The sequence below is a fragment of the Novosphingobium sp. UBA6272 genome (assembly GCF_002440635.1).
GTDB lineage: Bacteria > Pseudomonadota > Alphaproteobacteria > Sphingomonadales > Sphingomonadaceae > Novosphingobium.
This window is the reverse complement of sequence record NZ_DJUW01000006.1, coordinates 18,832-37,174: the sequence shown is the minus strand read 5'-3', so window position 1 is coordinate 37,174 and position 18,343 is coordinate 18,832. Positions and strand designations below refer to the sequence as shown.

The following is an 18,343-nucleotide window of genomic DNA, read 5'->3' as shown; positions in this document are numbered from 1 at the left end:
ACGACCCGAGGGCCGCGCCAAGGACGAATTAATCGTTCGGTTAAGTCGAATTGTCACTGGCCGACCTTGCTGTAGCGAGGTTTGCGATCCGGCGTTCATGATCGGCCCGTGAGATCGGAAACCGCGAGATCGCTGCGATACCCAGCACGGTCAGCACGGCATAGGCGATCACGAAATAGATCGCGAACTGGTCGAGCACGGCGGCAGACACTTCCCCCGGTCGCGCCTGGGCCGGGAACCCCGAACCGCTGACGATACTTCCGGCCAGGAAAATCCCGACCCCGGTCGCGCATTTCTGGGTGAAGAAATAGGCCGAGAAGAACAGGCCCTCGGTCCGCTCTCCGGTCCGTTCCTGCGAGGCCTCGATGATGTCCGCCCCCATCGACTGGATCAGCATCCCGGCCGCCACTGCCAGACCGTTGGACACGGTCACCAGTGTGAACAGCACCGGGATCAAGGCTGCATGCCCGTTCTCAGGGAAAAATCCGGCAAAGCGGAGCAGGTACGGCGAAAGCCCAAAGGCCAGCGAAAGCAGCAAGCAGACAACGCCGCCAGTGCGCTTCTCGATCCGGCTTTGCAGGAACCCGATCAGCAGGAACGCGCCGATTACCCCCACGAACAGCGAGACCGAGTATACCAGGAACCCGGCCTGCGGCATTTCCCAATAATAGGTCAGGATATAGGTGGCGGTCGAATAGGCCATGCCGAGGTTGATGTAGCCAAACAAAGTCGTTGCCAGCAGGACCAGAAAGGCATGGTTGGCCAGGGTTCGGCCGATCTTGCGGACGGTCTTGCCCAGCGGCAGATGGACCGGCGGCTCGCTATCGAGCCGAGCAATCCGGCGGTGAGTGGAAAGCGCCGCAATCAGCGCCGCGAAGACCATGATGCCCGCTCCGGTCCAGCCGTAATAGCCGTATCCATCAAGGTTGAGCTGGCCGACCGGATAGCGCGCCGATGGCACCAGGAACACGCCGAAGGCCAGCATCAGCATGGCAAGGCCTCCGGCCCAGGCAAAAATAAAGCGCCAGCGCGTAATCGAAGTTCGCTCGTCGTAGTCGCTGGTCAGGCCGGGAACCACCGACAGCGCCGGGATCTCGTAGCACGACACCGCGGCGCGCATCAGGAAAGCAAACAGCAGAAGGTAGCCATAGAGCCAGCCGGCGCTGGTAGTGGGCGGATGCCAAAGCATGACCCATGCGCCCGCCATCGGCAGGATCGCGCCATACATCCACGGATGGCGCTTGCCCCATTTGCTGTGGGTCTTGTCACTCCAATAGCCGACCAGCGGATCGATCATCGCATCGAGCAGCAAGGCAACCAGCAGGATCAGCCCGACCAGCTGCGCATCCAGCCCCAGAACCTGACTGTAAAACAGCAGCAGCAGCGTGGCGAAACCGTTGTCCTTTACGCCATAGGCCATCGAGCCCAGGCCATTGCCCAGCTTGATGCGCAGCGGCAGCCGCTCGGCTGCGGGGACAAAGTGGGTTGCGGTCACTGGGCCGGGGCCACCCCGGCGGCTTCGGCCATGCCCTGCAAGGCATCGAACAGTCTGGGCGCTTCCGGATCCCAGCTATGCCTGGGGCCGACCGTCATCCCGCCATCGACGACCAATGAAACGCCTGTCATGAAACCAGCGGCATCGCTGGCCAGGAAGGCGACTGCATTGGCAATGTCATCGGGCATGCCGGGCCGGGCAACCGGCTGGGCATTTGAGGTCATCTGCAGGATCATCGCCCTTGCCTGTTCGACCATTTCAGCCGGCATTTCGAGCGCTGAGGTGAAGATGTTGGTATTGATGAAGCCGGGCTGGACCGCGTTCACGCGGATTCCATGCTTGGCCAAATCAGCCGCCGCACACTTGGTCAGGTGCAAGACCCCGGCCTTGGCCACGGCATAGGCAGTCGGCGAAAAGCCCGGGCTGATCGCCGCAACCGAACTGGTATTGATTATCGAGGCCCCTTTGCGGTGCTTCATATGCGGCACGGCATGGTGAATCCCCATCGCTACCGAGCGCAGCACCAAATCCATGGTGCGATCCCACCCCTCGGCATCGACTTCTTCGATCGTTCCGCGGGCTCCGCCCGCAGCGGCATTGTTGAATACCACATCGATTCCGCCGCAGGTTCCGGCGGCATGGTCCATCAGCGACTTGATCTGGACCACGTCGCAGACATCGCAGGAAGCAGGGATAATATTCTCGCCCTCGCGCGCTACGGCTTCGGCTCCGGCCAGGTTGAGGTCGGCGGCAAAAACCGTGGCACCCTCGCGCGAAAACAGCAGCGTCGCCGCCCGGCCGATACCCGACGCCGCACCGGTGATGACGACGCATTTGCCCGAGAATCGCATGGCCTCTCCTTATCCCTTGTTTGCGTCCAGCTTAGGACGGCAAGCGTCCCGGTCAACGCTCTTCGCCTTTACGCTACGGCAAGCGGGGCGCAGAAATCCGCGCTTGCACGCTGGCCCCGAGTCCCTTTAACCTCTCGATTAAGAGAGGAGTCTTGATCCATGTCAGACCTTGATGCCTTCCGCGCGGAAATTCGCGCCTGGCTTGAAGAAAACTGCCCGCCCGAAATGCGCGAGCCGGTCCGCGACGATGACGACGTGTGCTGGGGCGGCCGCAAGTTCAAGTTCAAGAACGAAGCCCAGAAGCTCTGGCTGGAGCGCTGCGCGGCCAAGGGCTACACCGTGCCCGACTGGCCCAAGCCCTATGGCGGCGCGGGTCTCGATCCGGCCCAGGCCAAGGTCTGGCGCGAGGAAATGAACCGGATCGGCGCGCGTCCGCCGCTGTCCTCGTTCGGGATCTGGATGCTCGGCCCGGCGCTGCTCAAGTTCGGCAGCGAAGAGCAGAAGGTCCACTACCTGAACCAGATCGCCCGCGGCGAAATTCGCTGGTGCCAGGGCTATTCGGAACCCGGCTCGGGCTCGGACCTCGTCAGCTTGCAGACTTTCGGCGAAGACAAGGGCGACCACTGGGTGGTCAACGGCCAGAAGATCTGGACAAGCTACGCCGACAAGGCTGACTGGATCTTCTGTCTGGTCCGGACTGACAAGGCCAACAAGTACCAGGGCATCTCGTTCCTGCTGTTCGACATGGAAAGCCCCGGCGTCTCGACCAAGCCGATCCTGCTGATCAGCGGCAATTCGCCGTTCTGCGAAACCTTCTTCGACAATGTCTCGGTGCCCAAGCACCAGATCGTCGGCGAGGTGGGCCGCGGCTGGGACGTCGCCAAGTACCTGCTCGGCCATGAGCGTGAGATGATTTCGGGCGCGGGCGGCAACGACCGGCTCAACACCATCGGCGCCTTTGCCAAGCGCAATGGCCTCGAAGACCCGCTGCTGCGCGCGGAACTCGCGATGTTCGATGTCGATGCGCTGGCCTTCAGCGCGATGGGCGAAAAGTTCCTCGATGAAATCAAGGTCGGCAAGGCGCACCCCGCCCAGCCGAACATGATGAAATACGCCGGAACCGAACTCAACAAGCGCCGCCACGAACTGCTGATGGCGGCCGGCGGCTCGGCCGCGCTCGAATGGGAAAGCGAAAGTTCCAACCACGGCGGCAAGGCGCGTTCGTGGCTGCGGACCAAGGCCAATTCGATCGAGGGCGGCACCAGCGAGGTGATGCTCAACGTGATTTCCAAACGCATTCTCGATCTGCCGGGAGCGTGACCGCATTCTCCCCTCCCGCATGCGGGAGGGGTCGGGGGTGGGCCAGTCAGCCGACGCACACCCCTTCACAGACCCACCCCTAACCCCTCTCGCCTGCGGGAGGGGGACTGGAGAGACCAAAATGCCGCTCTACCACACCGAAGATCAGGCGATGCTGGCCGATACCGCGCGCGGTTTCATGGCCGATGAAGGCAATATCGCCAAGCAGCTGCGCCATTTCCGCGACATCAATTGCAAGGACGGTTTCGGCCACGCCTTGTGGAAGCAGTTCGCCGAAATGGGCTTTACCGGGATCCTCGTGGGCGAGGCCGATGGCGGGCTCGGCATGGGCAATGTCGAGGCCGGGATCGTGCTCGAGGAGATCGGCCGCAATCTTACCCCCTCGCCGTTCCTGACCAGCTCGGTTATGGCCGCGACGGCGCTGGCCGCCGCCTCGGACGATCTCAAGGGCCGTTATCTGCCCGGATTGCTGGCCGGCGACAGCGTCTTCGCCGTGGCGATCGACGAAGGGCCGAAGCACCGGCCCGAGCGGATCGCCACCCGGGCCGAACGGTCAGGCAACGGCTTCAAGCTGTCAGGCTCCAAGGCCTTCGTGGTCCAGGGTGGCAGCGCCGACATGCTGGTGGTCGCCGCGCGCACGGCCGGAGCGGACGATGACCAGGACGGCGTCACCCTGTTCGCGGTGCCGAAGGATGCGGCGGGCCTGAGCATGGACGTGGTCCGGCTGGTCGATTCGTCGCAGGGCGCGCATGTGAAGCTCGACGCGGTCCAGCTCGATGCCGATGCGGTGATCGGCGAGGTCGATGGCGGGCGCGCGGTGCTCAATCGCGTGCTCAATGCCGGCCGGGTCGGCGCGGCGGCGGAAAGCGTCGGGGTTGCCATGGGCAGCTTCGAAATGACCACCACCTACCTCAAGCAGCGCAAGCAGTTCGGCAAGCTGATCGGCGAATTCCAGGCGCTGCAGCACCGTGCGGCGCACCTCTATTCCGAACTCGAGATTGCCCGCGCCACGGTGATCAAGGCCCAGCAGCTGCTCGATGCCGGCAGCGAGAAGGCCGAACTGATGGTCTCGGTCGCCAAGGCCAAGGCCGGCAAGGCGGCCGGGCTGGCGGTCAAGGAAGGCGTGCAGATGCACGGCGGGATCGGCATGACCGACGAATACGACATCGGCCTCTACATGAAGCGCGACCGCGCGCTGGCGGAGTTCATGGGCGACCTGTACTATCACGCCGACAAGGTTGCGCAACTGAGCGGGTATTAGTCCGCAATCCCCCTCCCGCAAGCGGGAGGGGAGTAGGAGAGAAACAATGGATTTCACCAAACTGTTCAGCCTTGAAGGCAAGATCGCGCTGATCACCGGCGGCAGCCGCGGGATCGGCAAGATGCTGCTCGAAGGCTTCCTCGCCGCCGGCTGCGAGAAGGTCTACATCACCGCCCGCAAGCGCGAACAGATCGCCGAGACGCTGGCCGAGTTCGAGGCCGAATACCCCGGCAAGGTGATCGGCTTGCCCGGCGATCTTTCCCAGATGGACGAGATCAAGCGTGTCGCCGACGCGCTCACCGAGCGCGAAACCCGGCTCGACGTACTGGTCAACAATGCTGGCGCGGCCTGGGGCGCGGAGTTCGACGAGTTCCCCGAAGCGGGCTGGGACAAGGTCATGGACCTTAACGTCAAGTCGCTGTTCTTCCTCACGCAAAAGCTGCACCCGCTGCTGAATGCCGCCGCCAGCTTTGACCGCCCGGCCAAGGTGATCAACATCGCCTCGATCGACGGGCTGCGCCCCAATCCGTGGGAAACCTACAGCTATCAGGCCTCCAAGGCAGCCGTGATCCACCTGACCAAGCGGATGGCGGCACGGCTGATCAAGGATAACATCGTGGTCACCTGCATCGCCCCCGGGGCCTACCCCAGCGAGATGAACAAGGCCGCTGCCAAGAACCCCGAAGGCAGCGCCAAGGGTATCCCCTACAAGCGGATCGGCGTGGCCGAGGATATCGCCGGCGGCGCGATCTATCTCGCCAGCCGGGCCGGCGATTATGTTGTCGGCACCACGATCCCGATCGACGGCGGGATCGTCAACGCCTGGATCCCGGAAGTGTTCAACGATCCTTCGGGGCATTGAGATGAGCCGCGCGGTCCGCACCGTCGCTGAAGGTATTCATTTCGGCGAAGGGCCGCGCTGGCATGACGGGCGGCTGTGGCTTTCGGACTTCTATTCAAGCCGGGTCTGCTCGGTCTCGCTGGACGGCGACCTGCGCACCGAGCTCGAACTGGAAGGCCGCCCATCGGGCCTGGGCTGGATGCCCGACGGTTCGCTGCTGGTGGTGCGGATGGAACTGCGCGAAGTCTGGCGGCGCTGGCCGGACGGCCGGTTCGAACGCCATGCCGACCTGACCGGCCATTCCGCCTTCCTCTGCAACGACATGGTGGTTGACGGGCAGGGCCGCGCCTATGTCGGCAACTTCGGGTTCGATCTCGACGCCGAATTGCATGCCCGCGGGCCGGAAAGCGTGATCGCCGACCATCCGCAGACCTGCCTCGCGCTGGTCCAGGCGGATGGCAGCGTCAGCGATGCGGCGCCGGGCGAACGCTTCAGCTTTCCCAACGGCATGGTGATCAAGCCTGACGGGCTGACCATGGTGGTGGCCGAAACGCTGGGCGGGCGGCTCAGCCTGTTCGACATCGGCGCCGACGGCACGCTGACCGGCCGCCGCCTCTTCGCCCCGACCTGGCCGCGCGTGCCCGACGGGATCTGCCTGGATGCCAGCGGCGCGGTCTGGATCGCCAATCCGCTCGCCCCCGAATGCGCGCTGATCGCGCCCGGCGGCGAAGTGCTGGACTTGATCGAAACCGGCTTGCCCTGTTTCGCCTGCATGCTGGGCGGACCGGACGGCAAACACCTGTTCATGCTGGTCGCACCGAGCAGCGATGCCACCGAAGCGGCCAAGGCACCGCTCGGCAAGGTGCTGGTGGTTGAGGTGGATACGGCGCGGGCCGGCTGGCCCTAATCCCGCATCAGTTCCCGCACGAAGCCGATCAGGCCGGTCTGGCGCGCGCGTTTCATCCGCTCGGCGTGGAGGATGGCGCGAACCTTTTCGAAGCACAGTTCGACATCGTCGTTGACCACGACATAGTCGTAGCCGTCCCAGTGGCTGATTTCGGCGCGGGCGCGGTCCATCCGCGCGGCGATCACTTCGGCGCTGTCGGTGCCGCGGCCGGTCAGGCGGCGCTGCAGTTCGTCCAGGCTGGGGGGCAGGATGAAGACCCGGACCACGTCCTGCTGGTCCTTCTGATAAAGCTGCTGGGTGCCCTGCCAGTCGATGTCGAACAGGAAGTCCTGCCCCTCTTTCAGTCCAGCGCGGATCTGGGCCTTGGGGGTGCCATAGCAATGGCCGAAGACCCGGGCCCATTCGTAGAACTCGTCGGCCTCGACCATCCGGTCAAACTCGGCCTGTTCGACGAAGTGATAGTGGACCCCGTCAACCTCGCCCGCGCGCTTGGGCCGGGTGGTGGCGGATACCGACAGGGCGATCTCGGCATCCCGATCAAGCAGCATCCGGCTGATCGTGGTCTTGCCCGCGCCCGAGGGCGAAGAGAGGATGAGCATCAGCCCGCGGCGATGGAGCTGGTCGCCTGTATGCTTGCTAGTTTCGGCCATGCGCGCTGATGCCGCATCGCGGGGGGACAAATCAAGCCTTGGACTTGCGCTTTTGCGCACTCTTGGCAGGTGCAGCGCGGCGCTTGTCATAGAGCCGCTTGGCGATCACCGCCCCGCCGACCACGATCGCGCCGGGCACCGAGCGGGTAGCGACCCGGACCGCAACGGCCCCGATGACGCCGCCCAGCAGCGACTTCTTGCCAACCGCTGCGGCATCGACCGGTAACAGGGTATCGATCGCGGCATTAAGCAGCTTGCCGCCATTCTGGCGCACGATCCGCGCAATCAGGCGGTTGTCGGCCATTACTTTTTCCGGCCGAAATCCACGCTGACGACGTTGGAGCCGTCGTCGGCACCGACCGGCGGCCCGTCATTCTCCGCCTCGTCGTGTTCGGGGGCATCTTCCTCGGCCACCACGGCCTGGAACTGCAGACCGAAATCGACCGCCGGATCGACGAAGGCGGTGATCGCCGAGAACGGAATTACCAGCTTGGCCGGCATCTGGTTGAACGACAGCCCGACCGAGAACTGTTCGGGTTCGACCACCAGGTCCCAGAACTTGTTCTGCAGCACGATGGTCATCTCGTCAGGAAAGCGCTCGTGCAGATGCGCGGGAATTTCGACCCCCGGGGCCTCCGTCTTGAAGGTGATGTAGAAGTGATGGCTGCCGGGCAGCGTTCCGCCCGAAGCGACGACCTGGCCCAGCACCCGGCCGACCACGGCGCGCAGCGCCTCCTGCACGATTTCGTCATAGGGGATCAGGCTGTCGGGGGCGGTGTCGCTCATGAGGGGACAAGTGGCGTTGCGACCGCGCAGGGTCAAGGGCAAAGCGCTTGCGCCTGTCACTTTCCCGCCTATAGCGGCGCCATGCGTACCGCCAGAATCGCTCGCAAAACGCACGAAACCGATATCGCCGTCGAAGTGAACCTCGACGGCACCGGGGCCTATGAGGTCTCGACCGGGATCGGCTTCCTCGATCACATGATCGAACAGTTCAGCCGCCATTCGCTGATCGACATCAAGTGCCGGATCAAGGGCGACCTCCACGTCGACCAGCATCACACCACCGAGGACAGCGCGATCGCGATCGGCCAGGCGATTTCCCAGGCCTTGGGCGACAAGGCCGGGATCGGGCGTTACGGCACCGCCTACAGCCCGATGGATGAAGCACTGGCCCGCGTCGCGCTCGATATTTCGGGCCGGCCCTGGCTGGTCTGGAACGCGAAGTTTACCCAGGAACGGCTGGGCGAGATGGATACCGAGCTGTTCGAACACTGGTTCCAGTCGATCGCCCAGGCGGTGGGGATCACGCTGCACATCGAACTGCTTTACGGGCAGAACAACCACCACATCTGCGAAGGCATCTACAAGGGCTTTGCCCGGGCGATGCGGCAGGCGGTGGAGCTCGATCCGCGCAAGGCGGGGGCCATTCCATCGACGAAGGGCCAGCTCGGTGGCTGAAGTCCTGGCCCTCGTCGATTACGGCGCGGGCAATCTTCACTCGGTCGCCAACGCGCTCAAGGCGGCGGGAGCGGAGAGTGTTACCGTTACCGCCGATCCCGACGTGATTCGCGCGGCCGACCGGATCGTCCTGCCCGGCGTCGGCAGTTTCAAGGCCTGCGCCGAGGGACTGCGGGCGATCCCCCACCTGGAGGATTGCCTGCGCGAACGCGTGCTGATCGGCGGGGCGCCGTTCCTTGGCATCTGCGTTGGCATGCAGCTGCTCGCGGATCGCGGGGTTGAGCACGGCGTCACCCCCGGGCTCGGCTGGATCGGCGGCGAAGTGCGGCTGATCGAACCCAGCGATCCGGCGATCAAGATCCCGCACATGGGCTGGAACGATGTCGAACTGACCCCGCATGCGGCGCTGGTCGAAGCGGGCGAGGCCTATTTCCTCCATTCCTATCACTTCGTCCCCGAAGATGGCCGTACCATTGTGGCGATGACCGACCATGGCGGCGGACTGGTCGCCGCAGTGGCGCGGGACAATGTCGTGGGGGTGCAGTTCCATCCCGAGAAAAGCCAGGCCTATGGGCTGGCGCTCCTCGCCCGTTTCCTGGAGTGGAAGCCTTGATAATCTTCCCCGCAATCGACCTCAAGGCCGGACAGGTCGTGCGCCTGGCCGAAGGCGATATGGACCGCGCGACCGTGTACGGCGACAATCCGGCGGCGCAGGCGCTGCTGTTCGCCGAGGCCGGATCGCAGTTCCTCCACGTGGTCGATCTGGACGGCTCCTTCGCCGGCCGGGCCGAGAACCGTGCCGCGGTGGAGAGCATTCTTGAGGCCTTTCCCGGCCACGTCCAGCTCGGCGGCGGGATCCGCACCCGCGAGGCGGTCGAAGGCTGGTTCGATCTGGGGGTCAGCCGCGTGGTGATGGGTTCAGCGGCGCTCAAAGACCCCGAATTCGTCCGTGACATGGCGAAAGAGTTCCCGGGCGGGATCGTCGTCGCGGTCGACGCCAAGGACGGCATGGTCGCGACCGAAGGCTGGGCCGATGTTTCGGACGTCGCAGTGGTCGACCTCGCCCGCCGGTTCGAGGATGCCGGGGTCGCCTCATTGCTGTTCACCGACATCGGCCGCGACGGGCTGCTCAAGGGGGTCAACATCGACGCGACCGTGGACCTGGCGCGCCGGGTCGACATTCCGGTGATCGCCAGCGGCGGGGTCAAGGGGCTGGACGACATCCACATCCTGGCGCTCCACGCACACGAGGGGATCGAAGGCGTGATTACGGGGCGGGCACTGTACGAAGGGCGGCTCGATCTGGCCGCAGCAATCGCGATCGGAGGACGGTCATGATAGTCTCGCTTGTAATCACATTCTTGGCCGTCGTGCTGATTGCAGGCCAAACCAACGTAGTGGTAGCTTCTCTTCGGAAACGGCGATCGGGTTGGTTCAACTTTCAGTTCTCGCGCGAGGACCAACCGTCAGGCTTTTGGGCAATGATGGCGATCGAAGTGCTGCTTTTGATTGGGTTAATCCTCTATTGTGCAAGCTTGATCAGGCGTTTGTTCCTTTGACCGTCCGCATTCGCGTCATCCCCTGTCTCGATGTCCGCGATGGGCGCGTGGTCAAGGGCGTCAACTTCGTCGACCTGAAGGATGCCGGCGATCCGGTCGAGCAGGCACGGGCCTATGACGCGGCCGGGGCGGACGAGCTGTGCTTCCTCGACATCAGCGCCAGCCATGAAGGGCGCGGGACCTTGCTCGATGTGGTGCGCCGCACCGCCGAAGTCTGCTTCATGCCGCTGACCGTGGGCGGCGGGGTCCGCGCGGTTGAGGATGCCCGCGCGCTGCTGCTGGCCGGTGCCGACAAGGTCGCGGTCAATTCCGCGGCGGTTTCCCGCCCCGAAGTGGTCGCCGATATCGCCCAGAAGATGGGCAGCCAGTGCGTGGTCGCCTCGGTCGATGCCCGGCGCACCCCGCGCGGCAACTGGGAGATCTTCACGCACGGCGGGCGCAAGGCGACCGGGATCGACGCGGTCGAGCATGCCCTGCGGCTGGCCGATCTGGGTGCGGGCGAGCTGCTGGTCACCTCGATGGACGGCGACGGCACGCAGCGCGGCTATGACCTGGAACTGACCCGGACGATCGCCGATGCGGTGTCGGTGCCGGTGATCGCCAGCGGCGGGGTCGGCACGCTGGATCACCTGGTCGAAGGCGTGACCATGGGCCATGCCAGCGCGGTCTTGGCCGCCTCGATCTTCCATTTCGGCACCCACACGATTGCCGAGGCCCATGCCGCGCTGCGCGCTGCGGGAATCCCGGCAAGGGGCTAGCAATTGGGCCGATTGCTTAAGTTTTCGATTCGCTTTAAGGACCCGGCCGAGCAAAGGCTGCAACAGGAGACACTACTATAGCACCCCCACCCCGGCGCGCGATGACGCCCCCCGTGAAGAGCGGACCACGCTACAACCAGATGATTGTTTCCGACAAGGTTCGCGTCATTGACGAGAACGGCGAGAATCTGGGCGTCATGTACACCAAGGAAGCGATCGAGCAGGCGGCCGATGTCGGCCTCGATCTGGTCGAAATCTCGCCCAACGCCGATCCGCCGGTGGCAAAGTTCCTCGATGTCGGCAAGTTCCGCTACGAGGCCCAGAAAAAGGCCAACGCCGCGCGCAAGAACCAGAAGACGCAGGAGATCAAGGAGATCAAGATGCGTCCGAACATCGACGATCATGATTATGATACGAAGATGAAGGCGATCCACAAGTTCATCGGCGAAGGCGACAAGGTCAAGGTCACCCTGCGCTTCCGCGGCCGCGAGCTGTCGCACCAGCAGCTCGGCATGAACCTGCTCAAGCGGGTTCAGGACGACACCAACGAAATCGCCAAGATCGAGGCCTATCCCCGCATGGAAGGCCGCCAGATGCTGATGGTGATCTCGCCCAAGTAAGCTATCGGGCCCGGTGCGATGCGCCGGGCCCGATCGGCTTTTACCCGGCGGCAGGTTGCCGCTTCATCAGCAGCCCCAGCACCACCGCCACCAGCAGCAGCGCCGGCACATCGCCTTAAAGATGGCCATGCTGCATCGGGTCCTGCAGCGACTGCACCGCCATGACCAGCGCATGAACCAGGCTGGACCAGACTGTGAACCAGATCAGCGAGGCATTGGCCGCCGGATTCTTCGCCGCACGGACCAGAAACACGCCCAGCGTCGCATAGACCCCGACGATCATCACGAAATAGCTGTTCGCTGCGGGGTGCCCTTCGTGCCAGGCCCAGCCCGATGGCCAGACCATCGCCAGCGGATAGACCAGGCAGAAAATCACCCCGAAGGCCGTCAGGGCCAGGCCCAGCAGCCGATTGTTGTCACCCATGCCTTATCTCCCCCCGTCCACCGGATTTGGCGGACCACTCTCGCCAAGCTGAGCCGGATTGCCTAAGCCTGCAATCGCAATGTCGGATGTGCCTGTTATCGCCCGACATGATTGCCGCCGCCAGGTCGATTTGCTCGTCCGGCGCTGAAGAGGGGGAAACGATGACTGCGCAGCGCGTCTGCTTCTGGCTGGGGCCGATCGGTTTCCTGTTCACGCTGCTGACCGCGGTGCCGCAGGGCATGCCCGAGCTCGCCTGGCCCGCCGCCGGGCTGGTCTGGTGGATGGCGGCCTGGTGGATGAGCGAGGCGATGCCGCTGTCGGTTACTGCCCTGCTGCCGTTCATCATTCTGCCGCTGATCGGGGTCAGCGATGCCAACAAGACGGCTGCAGCCTATTATTCGCCCACCATGTTCCTGTTTCTCGGCGGGGCGTTCCTGGCCTTGGCGATCGAGCGGACCGGGCTGCACCGGCGGCTCGCATTGGCGATCCTGTCCCGCGCGGGGCACTCCAACTGGCAGCTGCTGCTGGCGGTGATGGCGGCGACCGCGACAATCTCGATGTTCATTTCCAACACTTCTACCGCGCTGATCATGATGCCGATGGCGCTGGCCATGCTGGCCTCGGGCGGGATCGCCAAGGGTGAGACCGGGGGGATCGCCGGGGCTCTGCCGATGGGGGTGGCCTTTGCCGCGACTTTGGGCGGGTTCGGTACGATCGTCGGCACACCGACCAATGCGATCGCGGTGGCCTTGCTCAACAAGAGCCTGGGGGTGGAGATCACCTTCCTCGAATGGAGCGCCTATGGCGTGCCGGTGGTGCTGCTGGGCGTGCCGCTGGCCGCGTTGATCATCGCCAAGGTCCAGCGGATCAACGAGGACAGCTTCGATCCCGCCGCCGCCCGCGCCGCGATCCACCTGCCCCCGGCCTGGACCACGCCCGAAAAGCGGCTCGCCCCGGTGTTTGTCGCCACCGTGATCGCCTGGGTTTCGATGCCGCTGCTCAAGCCGCTGTTCCCGGTCGGCGGGCTCGACGATGGCACGATCGCCGCGATTGCCGGGCTGACGCTGTTCTTCCTGCCCGACGGAACCGGCCGCCCCCTGCTCAACTGGGACGAAGCCAACCGCGCCCCCTGGGGGGTGATCCTGATGTTCGGCGGCGGCCTCGCGCTGGCCATGGGGATGACCGAAAGCGGCCTCGCCAATTGGCTGGGCCAGATGCTGCTGCCGCTGCGCGCGGTGCCGCTGCCGATCGTCGCGCTGGTGCTGGTCGGCTTCGTGGTGATCGTCACCGAATTCGCCAGCAACATCGCCGCCGCCAGCGGGATCATGCCGGTGGTCGGCGCCCTGGTACTGGCGCTGGGCGCCGATCCGATCCTGCTCGCGCTGCCCGCCGCGCTCGCCGCAAGCTGGGGTTTCATGCTGCCGGCCGGAACCGGGCCGAACGCGCTGGCCTGGTCGACCGGCCACATCGCCATGCCGCGCGTGCTCAAGGCCGGGTTGCTGCTCGATCTGGCCGGCGTGTTCCTGATGGTGGCCGTGGTCTGGACCGTCGCCGCGATCCTCTGATCCGGTTGCAGTTGAAATCAGTTTGACCACTGGCTATTGATGGCTCCGTCCCGGCCGGGATGGAGATGCGCGCCTGCGGAGGTTAGGCGCGCCAGCGCCCCCGGCCCGCCCGGCTCCGGCCTTCCTCGGAGCGTAGTTCAGGAAGGATGCCGATCATGGCAGATACCCCCGCGCGCAAGCCCAAGCCGTCGATCACCGCGATCGGCAACCACCAGCTTTCCCCGGCCACCTTGATGATGGGTCACGGCTATGATCCGGTGCTGTCCGAAGGCAGCCTCAAGGCCCCGATCTTTCTGACCAGCACTTTCGCCTTTCCCAGCGCCGCCGAAGGCAAGCGGTTCTTCGAAGGGATCACCGGCAAGGTTCCGGGCGGCACCGAGGGGCTGGTCTATTCGCGCTTCAACGGCCCCAACCAGCAGATCCTCGAAGGCCGTCTGGCGCTGTGGGATGGTGCCGAGGAAGCGCTGTGCTTTTCGAGCGGGATGACCGCGATCTGCGTGCTGTTCATGGCCTTTGCCTCGGCCGGCGACGTGATCGTCCATTCCGGCCCGCTCTATGCCGCCAGCGAAGGCTTCATCGCCAAGACGCTGAGCCGGTTCGGCGTGACCTATGTCGATTTCCCGGCCGGCGCGACCCGCGAAGAGCTTGATGCGGTGATGGCGCGGGCCAAGGCCCAGGCGGCGGCGCAGGGCGGCAAGGTGGCGATGGTCTATCTCGAAAGCCCGGCCAATCCGACCAATGCCCTGGTCGATGTCGAAGCCGTGCGCGATGCCCGCGATGCGGCGCTGGGTGCGGACTGCCCGATCGCGATCGACAACACCTTCCTCGGCCCGCTGTGGTCGCGCCCGCTCGATCACGGCGCCGATATCGTGGTCTATTCGCTGACCAAGTATGTCGGCGGGCATTCGGATCTGGTTGCAGGATCGGTATCCGGCGCGACCAAGTGGCTCACCCCGGTGCGGATGCTGCGCAACACCATGGGCGGGATCGCCGATCCCAACACCGCCTGGATGCTGATGCGCAGCCTCGAAACGGTCGAATTGCGGATGAGCCGTGCCGGTGAGAACGCCGCCAAGGTCTGCGCCTGGCTGGCCCGGCACCCCAAGGTCGAACGACTCGGCTACCTCGGCACGATCGACGATCCGCGCCAGCAGGACATCTTCGACCGTCACTGCAGCGGCGCGGGCAGCACCTTTTCGCTCTACATCAAGGGCGGCGAGGCCGAGGCGTTCCGCTTCCTCGACAACCTCAAGATCGCCAAACTGGCGGTCAGCCTGGGCGGCACCGAAACCCTCGCCAGCCTGCCCGCGGCTATGACGCACCTGTCGGTCCCTGACGCGCGCAAGGCGCAGCTGGGGATCACGGACAATCTGGTGCGGGTCTCGATCGGGATCGAGGACGCCGACGATCTGATCGCCGATTTTGAGCAGGCGCTGGCCGCGGTTTGAAAAAGGCAGAGGGGTTCACGCAGAGGCGCAGAGAAGAAGATAGAGGCGCAGAGGATTCGCGCCGAGCCGTAGGCTCTTTGCTGATCAGATGCCCGGTTTAGGCCAAGTCTGGAGCTTCAAGGCGGCTTCGCCGCTCACACGATTTCTCTGCGCCTCACCTTCTTCCTCTGCGCCTCTGCGTGAACCATTCTGACCGCGCGCACAAAGGCGGCACTTGCCCCGCAGTCCCGGTTCTGCTTTGCCGCTGCCATGAGCCACGAACCGCACGACAAGCTGACCTCCGACGCCGATACCCCCGGCAATTCGCGCCTGGTGACGATCACCAAGGGGCCGTGGGCCGGCTGGCAGCACTGGGAGCCGGTCGACGATTTCGAGGAGCATTCCGGCCCGTTCTATTGCAAGACCGAAGCGGACGGCGGAATGCTCTGCGGCTTCATGCCCGATGCCAAGAACCGCAACGGTGGCGGCAATATCCACGGCGGGGCGCTGATGACCTTTGCCGACTATGTGCTGTTCATGACCGCACTGGGGGCCGATCCTGATCTCCACGGCGTCACACTGACAATGAACAGCGAATTCATCGGCGCGGCCGAGCCGGGACGGATGCTGACCGGGCGCGGCGAAATCGTCCGCGCCGGCTTCTCGATCATTTTCGTGCGCGGGACGATCGACGACGATGGCCGCCCAGTGCTGACCTTTTCGGCGACGATCAAGAAACTGAAAAAAAGGGGCTGATCGACCATGATCGAGCGCGAACAAATTCAATTCGACAACGAAATTGCCGGCTACCGTCAGCCGATGGTTACCTCGATCGGTATCCTGATGGGCTTCGTTCTGGCCTTCATGGCCAACTGGGCAATCGATTCAGATGGCGAGAGCGCGCTTGAGACCGGCGCAGATTTCGCGGTAGCGGGAACTTTGGCTCTGGCGATGCTGGGCTTCGCAATTACGCTTTACCGCCTGCTCGACAATCGCATTCGGCCCGAGCCCGGCCACCGCTATCGGCTGACCTTGCGGCTCTACCTGCTGAGTATCGCATGCTGCTTTGTCGGGCTGGGCGCGGCGTTGCTGCTTTAGATTTTGGGTTGCTGCTGGGTGGCGCAATGGATCCCGCCCCCCGATTCGCCGATCGGATCGACGTTGAGCATGACGACCTTGCGGTCCGGATAGAGCTGTTGCAAGGTCGCACGCGCGGTTTCATCGCTGCGGCGATCGCCGAACTGCGAAGCCACAACCGCGCCGTTGCAGACGTAGTAGTTGATATAGCTGGCCACGAAATCGCCGCGGCGAGAACGGACTGAACCTGCTTCGGGCAAAGTGGTGATCCGCAGCGGCTTGCCCCGGGCATCGCGGGCCTGTTTGAGCACAGCGAATGTTTGATGCGCTGCCCGCGACCAGGGGTCATCGGGGTCTTCCTCTTCATCGATCTGGATCAACACGTGGCCCGGGCCGACAAACCGGGCCAGGGCGTCGATGTGATAGTCAGTGATGTCGGCATCTTTGACGCCCGGTGCCCAGATCATGTTGGTTCCGCCAAGCGCGGAGAGCAGCCGCTTGCCAATCTCGGCTTGCGACAGGTTGTTGCGGTTGGGATTTACCCAGCTGCTGGCATGGGCGAGGATCGTACCCGCCCCATCGTGCTCCATCCCCCCTTGCTCGCCGACCAGCCCGCTTTCCAGCAAGGGCAGGCCCAGCCGCTGCGCGACCCGCTGAGCAATCAGCCCATCATTGGGATGAGGCTGCTTGTTGCCCCAGCCGTTGAAGCGCAGATGCGCGATGGCCAGCTGGCCGCTCGGGCCCACCACAAAAGTCGGGCCTGAATCGCGGCACCACAGATCGTCGGTCGGGATGTCCCATCGCTCGATCTCGGGATCGAGCCTGTGCAGATGGTGATCGCTGCGCCCGACAGCGCCAAGCATAACCACTGGCTCGAACTCGGCGATGGCGTTGGCCAGGGCGACAATCGCACCCTGCACGGCTTCGAGATCGGCCTTGCCATAGGCCGCTACAGAAACCGGCCACTGCATGAATGTGCGCTCGTGCGGGGCGCTTTCCGGCGGCATGTGATAGCCCAAATTGTCCTCCGTTTGAGCCTCATTTGCCGCCAGGAAACGGGAAGCGCCGATTGCACCCGCAAGCGTCAAACCCAGCCCGCCAAGCTCCAGCAGCCGGCGCCGATTAATCATGCTCCCTTCCACTCGCGACGTTCTTCGCCCTGGCGGAGCACTTCGTAAGCCAGCTGCAGCGCCTGGAACGCCTTGGCGGCGTCCTCGTCGCCAGGACGCAGATCGGGGTGGACCAGCTTGGCCTTGGCCCGGTAGCTTTTCTTGATCGCCTCGAAATCGGCGTCGGGCGTCAGTTCGAGCAGTTCGAGCGCGCGCAGTTCGTCGCGGCTGCGGCTGCCGTCGCCCGATCCGGCCCAGCCATAGTGCGCCGCCTCATGATAGCCGGAATTGTCGCGGGTTTCGTCAGCCTCGCGCTGGGCCGCTTCCTCGGCGTCGAGCCCGGCGAAATAGTCCCACCCGGCATTGTATTCGGCCGCGTGCTTCTGGCAGAACATCCACCGTTCCGGGCTGTTGGGGCTTTTCGGCGCGGGGCAATTGCCCGGTTCGCTGCAGCCGTGCCGATCGCACAACCGGACCTGCGTCGCCTCGCGGCTGCCGCCATAGCCGCCCCAGCGCGGGAATCCCCAGTTATCGGATCGTGTCGCTCGGCCCATCGGACCCGGATAGGCGCAAGGCCCCTGCTTTCGCAAGTGCGGAAAAGCAGTGGAAAGCGTGTCCCAACTGACATATTGTCATGCGCGCGGCGCGCAACCATATGGCGCAGCGAAGGAAAGGCACCATGAGCAAGCAGTTAGCCCTGTCGATCGCCGTATCGGTACTGGCCATGGTCAGCTTCGCGCTGCTGGGTCAGCAAGCGGGTGTGCAGCTTGCCCGCGATGCCCGGGCAAGCATTCCGCTCAGCGCTGACTATGCCCCGGTGCCCAGCCTGCCGCGGATTTTCCCGATTTCGAATTGAGGGGGTGTTGTCCGCCTTGCGGCGGTGCGGACAAGGCATCCGCCTTGTCCTTTGCAACACCGGCCCGCTCCCCCGGCCCAACCACCCACAGGGTAACCTCAAACGGGTGGTTGGGCCGGGGGAGCGGGCCGGTGTTGCTAGCTGATCGCGGAAGCGATCAGC

Annotated in this window: 22 protein-coding genes; 14 read left to right on the top strand and 8 right to left on the bottom strand. The window is 64.6% G+C overall.

Annotated features, from left to right (window positions below; all coding sequences use genetic code 11):
* Positions 1 to 40 precede the first annotated feature (40 nt).
* Both B2V17_RS04445 and B2V17_RS04440 read right to left on the bottom strand, forming a co-directional pair.
* The gene (locus B2V17_RS04445) at positions 41 to 1,495 is read right to left on the bottom strand and encodes an MFS transporter (protein WP_292995624.1); all 1,455 of its coding nucleotides are present in this window, start codon (positions 1,493 to 1,495) and stop codon (positions 41 to 43) included.
* Complete coding sequence (locus tag B2V17_RS04440) at positions 1,492 to 2,346, bottom strand: SDR family NAD(P)-dependent oxidoreductase (RefSeq protein WP_292995622.1); 855 nt, start codon at positions 2,344 to 2,346, stop codon at positions 1,492 to 1,494. The genes B2V17_RS04445 and B2V17_RS04440 overlap by 4 nt, the downstream gene beginning before the upstream one ends.
* A 159-nt stretch (positions 2,347 to 2,505) precedes the next feature.
* On the opposite strand from B2V17_RS04440, the gene B2V17_RS04435 reads away from it, so the two are divergent.
* The 4 genes from B2V17_RS04435 to B2V17_RS04420 all read left to right on the top strand — a co-directional run bounded on the left by B2V17_RS04435 (position 2,506) and on the right by B2V17_RS04420 (position 6,675).
* Positions 2,506 to 3,666: an acyl-CoA dehydrogenase family protein gene (locus B2V17_RS04435; RefSeq protein WP_292995620.1), complete on the top strand. Its 1,161-nt coding sequence runs from the start codon at positions 2,506 to 2,508 to the stop codon at positions 3,664 to 3,666.
* A gap of 121 nt (positions 3,667 to 3,787) precedes the next feature.
* On the top strand, positions 3,788 to 4,927 hold the full coding sequence (locus B2V17_RS04430; RefSeq protein ID WP_292995618.1) for an acyl-CoA dehydrogenase family protein: 1,140 nt from the start codon (positions 3,788 to 3,790) through the stop codon (positions 4,925 to 4,927).
* 46 nt (positions 4,928 to 4,973) lie between these two features.
* Positions 4,974 to 5,789, top strand: coding sequence for an SDR family NAD(P)-dependent oxidoreductase (locus tag B2V17_RS04425; RefSeq protein WP_292995616.1), 816 nt, complete (start codon positions 4,974 to 4,976; stop codon positions 5,787 to 5,789).
* 1 nt (position 5,790) lies between these two features.
* Positions 5,791 to 6,675, top strand: a complete 885-nt coding sequence (locus B2V17_RS04420) for an SMP-30/gluconolactonase/LRE family protein (RefSeq protein WP_292995614.1) — start codon at positions 5,791 to 5,793, stop codon at positions 6,673 to 6,675.
* On the opposite strand, the gene gmk is transcribed toward B2V17_RS04420, so the two are convergent.
* The 3 genes from gmk to B2V17_RS04405 are packed head-to-tail and all read right to left on the bottom strand — an operon-like array spanning position 6,672 to position 8,111.
* Positions 6,672 to 7,325: a guanylate kinase gene (gmk, locus tag B2V17_RS04415; RefSeq protein ID WP_292995612.1), complete on the bottom strand. Its 654-nt coding sequence runs from the start codon at positions 7,323 to 7,325 to the stop codon at positions 6,672 to 6,674. The two genes, B2V17_RS04420 and gmk, sit on opposite strands and share 4 nt — an antisense overlap.
* Positions 7,326 to 7,356: 31 nt before the next feature.
* Positions 7,357 to 7,629 (bottom strand): hypothetical protein, encoded by a 273-nt coding sequence (locus tag B2V17_RS04410; RefSeq protein ID WP_292995610.1) that lies wholly within the window; start codon positions 7,627 to 7,629, stop codon positions 7,357 to 7,359.
* Positions 7,629 to 8,111, bottom strand: a complete 483-nt coding sequence (locus B2V17_RS04405) for an SspB family protein (RefSeq protein ID WP_292995608.1) — start codon at positions 8,109 to 8,111, stop codon at positions 7,629 to 7,631. The genes B2V17_RS04410 and B2V17_RS04405 overlap by 1 nt, the downstream gene beginning before the upstream one ends.
* 81 nt (positions 8,112 to 8,192) lie before the next feature.
* Between B2V17_RS04405 and hisB the strand changes: the two genes are divergently transcribed.
* From hisB to infC, 5 genes are all read left to right on the top strand, one after another.
* Positions 8,193 to 8,786 carry an imidazoleglycerol-phosphate dehydratase HisB gene (gene hisB / locus B2V17_RS04400; protein ID WP_292995606.1) on the top strand — a complete coding sequence of 198 codons (594 nt, stop codon included), beginning with the start codon at positions 8,193 to 8,195 and terminating at the stop codon, positions 8,784 to 8,786.
* Positions 8,779 to 9,399 carry an imidazole glycerol phosphate synthase subunit HisH gene (gene hisH / locus B2V17_RS04395; RefSeq protein ID WP_292995604.1) on the top strand — a complete coding sequence of 207 codons (621 nt, stop codon included), beginning with the start codon at positions 8,779 to 8,781 and terminating at the stop codon, positions 9,397 to 9,399. The genes hisB and hisH overlap by 8 nt, the downstream gene beginning before the upstream one ends.
* Positions 9,396 to 10,124: a 1-(5-phosphoribosyl)-5-[(5-phosphoribosylamino)methylideneamino]imidazole-4-carboxamide isomerase gene (hisA, locus tag B2V17_RS04390; RefSeq protein ID WP_292995783.1), complete on the top strand. Its 729-nt coding sequence runs from the start codon at positions 9,396 to 9,398 to the stop codon at positions 10,122 to 10,124. Before hisH ends, hisA begins: the two co-directional genes overlap by 4 nt.
* A gap of 217 nt (positions 10,125 to 10,341) precedes the next feature.
* Complete coding sequence (gene hisF, locus B2V17_RS04385) at positions 10,342 to 11,103, top strand: imidazole glycerol phosphate synthase subunit HisF (protein WP_292995602.1); 762 nt, start codon at positions 10,342 to 10,344, stop codon at positions 11,101 to 11,103.
* 101 nt (positions 11,104 to 11,204) lie between these two features.
* Positions 11,205 to 11,723, top strand: coding sequence for a translation initiation factor IF-3 (infC, locus tag B2V17_RS04380; RefSeq protein ID WP_292995600.1), 519 nt, complete (start codon positions 11,205 to 11,207; stop codon positions 11,721 to 11,723).
* 115 nt (positions 11,724 to 11,838) lie between these two features.
* Here infC and B2V17_RS04375 read toward each other — a convergent pair whose 3' ends face one another.
* Positions 11,839 to 12,147: a DUF6632 domain-containing protein gene (locus tag B2V17_RS04375; RefSeq protein WP_292995598.1), complete on the bottom strand. Its 309-nt coding sequence runs from the start codon at positions 12,145 to 12,147 to the stop codon at positions 11,839 to 11,841.
* 161 nt (positions 12,148 to 12,308) lie between these two features.
* Between B2V17_RS04375 and B2V17_RS04370 the strand changes: the two genes are divergently transcribed.
* From B2V17_RS04370 to B2V17_RS04355, 4 genes are all read left to right on the top strand, one after another.
* Entirely contained in the window at positions 12,309 to 13,712 is a 1,404-nt protein-coding gene (locus tag B2V17_RS04370; RefSeq protein ID WP_292995596.1) for an SLC13 family permease, read from the top strand.
* 155 nt (positions 13,713 to 13,867) lie between these two features.
* On the top strand, positions 13,868 to 15,160 hold the full coding sequence (locus B2V17_RS04365) for a cystathionine gamma-synthase family protein (RefSeq protein WP_292995594.1): 1,293 nt from the start codon (positions 13,868 to 13,870) through the stop codon (positions 15,158 to 15,160).
* 249 nt (positions 15,161 to 15,409) lie between these two features.
* Positions 15,410 to 15,895 carry a PaaI family thioesterase gene (locus B2V17_RS04360; RefSeq protein ID WP_292995592.1) on the top strand — a complete coding sequence of 162 codons (486 nt, stop codon included), beginning with the start codon at positions 15,410 to 15,412 and terminating at the stop codon, positions 15,893 to 15,895.
* Between the two features lie 6 nt (positions 15,896 to 15,901).
* Entirely contained in the window at positions 15,902 to 16,237 is a 336-nt protein-coding gene (locus tag B2V17_RS04355) for a hypothetical protein (protein ID WP_292995590.1), read from the top strand.
* Here the strand turns inward: B2V17_RS04355 and B2V17_RS04350 are convergent.
* The gene (locus B2V17_RS04350; RefSeq protein WP_292995588.1) at positions 16,234 to 17,346 is read right to left on the bottom strand and encodes an agmatine deiminase family protein; all 1,113 of its coding nucleotides are present in this window, start codon (positions 17,344 to 17,346) and stop codon (positions 16,234 to 16,236) included. The two genes, B2V17_RS04355 and B2V17_RS04350, sit on opposite strands and share 4 nt — an antisense overlap.
* A complete protein-coding gene (locus B2V17_RS04345; protein WP_292995586.1) occupies positions 17,343 to 17,879 on the bottom strand; it encodes a J domain-containing protein in 537 nt (178 codons plus the stop codon). The genes B2V17_RS04350 and B2V17_RS04345 overlap by 4 nt, the downstream gene beginning before the upstream one ends.
* Before the next feature lie 125 nt (positions 17,880 to 18,004).
* On the opposite strand from B2V17_RS04345, the gene B2V17_RS04340 reads away from it, so the two are divergent.
* Positions 18,005 to 18,181, top strand: a complete 177-nt coding sequence (locus B2V17_RS04340) for a hypothetical protein (protein ID WP_292995584.1) — start codon at positions 18,005 to 18,007, stop codon at positions 18,179 to 18,181.
* Positions 18,182 to 18,343 lie beyond the last annotated feature (162 nt).

Excerpts from the sequence above, each read along its gene's own strand:
- B2V17_RS04345 (WP_292995586.1), bottom strand. The coding sequence starts at position 17,879 with ATGGGCCGAGCGACACGATCCGATAACTGGGGATTCCCGCGCTGGGGC.
- B2V17_RS04370 (WP_292995596.1), top strand. The coding sequence starts at position 12,309 with ATGACTGCGCAGCGCGTCTGCTTCTGGCTGGGGCCGATCGGTTTCCTG.
- B2V17_RS04420 (WP_292995614.1), top strand. The coding sequence starts at position 5,791 with ATGAGCCGCGCGGTCCGCACCGTCGCTGAAGGTATTCATTTCGGCGAA.
- B2V17_RS04430 (WP_292995618.1), top strand. The coding sequence starts at position 3,788 with ATGCCGCTCTACCACACCGAAGATCAGGCGATGCTGGCCGATACCGCG.
- B2V17_RS04350 (WP_292995588.1), bottom strand. The coding sequence starts at position 17,346 with ATGATTAATCGGCGCCGGCTGCTGGAGCTTGGCGGGCTGGGTTTGACG.
- B2V17_RS04360 (WP_292995592.1), top strand. The coding sequence starts at position 15,410 with ATGAGCCACGAACCGCACGACAAGCTGACCTCCGACGCCGATACCCCC.
- B2V17_RS04410 (WP_292995610.1), bottom strand. The coding sequence starts at position 7,629 with ATGGCCGACAACCGCCTGATTGCGCGGATCGTGCGCCAGAATGGCGGC.
- B2V17_RS04365 (WP_292995594.1), top strand. The coding sequence starts at position 13,868 with ATGGCAGATACCCCCGCGCGCAAGCCCAAGCCGTCGATCACCGCGATC.
- B2V17_RS04375 (WP_292995598.1), bottom strand. The coding sequence starts at position 12,147 with ATGGGTGACAACAATCGGCTGCTGGGCCTGGCCCTGACGGCCTTCGGG.
- B2V17_RS04355 (WP_292995590.1), top strand. The coding sequence starts at position 15,902 with ATGATCGAGCGCGAACAAATTCAATTCGACAACGAAATTGCCGGCTAC.
- B2V17_RS04340 (WP_292995584.1), top strand. The coding sequence starts at position 18,005 with ATGAGCAAGCAGTTAGCCCTGTCGATCGCCGTATCGGTACTGGCCATG.
- B2V17_RS04425 (WP_292995616.1), top strand. The coding sequence starts at position 4,974 with ATGGATTTCACCAAACTGTTCAGCCTTGAAGGCAAGATCGCGCTGATC.
- hisB (WP_292995606.1), top strand. The coding sequence starts at position 8,193 with ATGCGTACCGCCAGAATCGCTCGCAAAACGCACGAAACCGATATCGCC.
- B2V17_RS04440 (WP_292995622.1), bottom strand. The coding sequence starts at position 2,346 with ATGCGATTCTCGGGCAAATGCGTCGTCATCACCGGTGCGGCGTCGGGT.
- B2V17_RS04435 (WP_292995620.1), top strand. The coding sequence starts at position 2,506 with ATGTCAGACCTTGATGCCTTCCGCGCGGAAATTCGCGCCTGGCTTGAA.
- B2V17_RS04405 (WP_292995608.1), bottom strand. The coding sequence starts at position 8,111 with ATGAGCGACACCGCCCCCGACAGCCTGATCCCCTATGACGAAATCGTG.
- infC (WP_292995600.1), top strand. The coding sequence starts at position 11,205 with ATGACGCCCCCCGTGAAGAGCGGACCACGCTACAACCAGATGATTGTT.
- gmk (WP_292995612.1), bottom strand. The coding sequence starts at position 7,325 with ATGGCCGAAACTAGCAAGCATACAGGCGACCAGCTCCATCGCCGCGGG.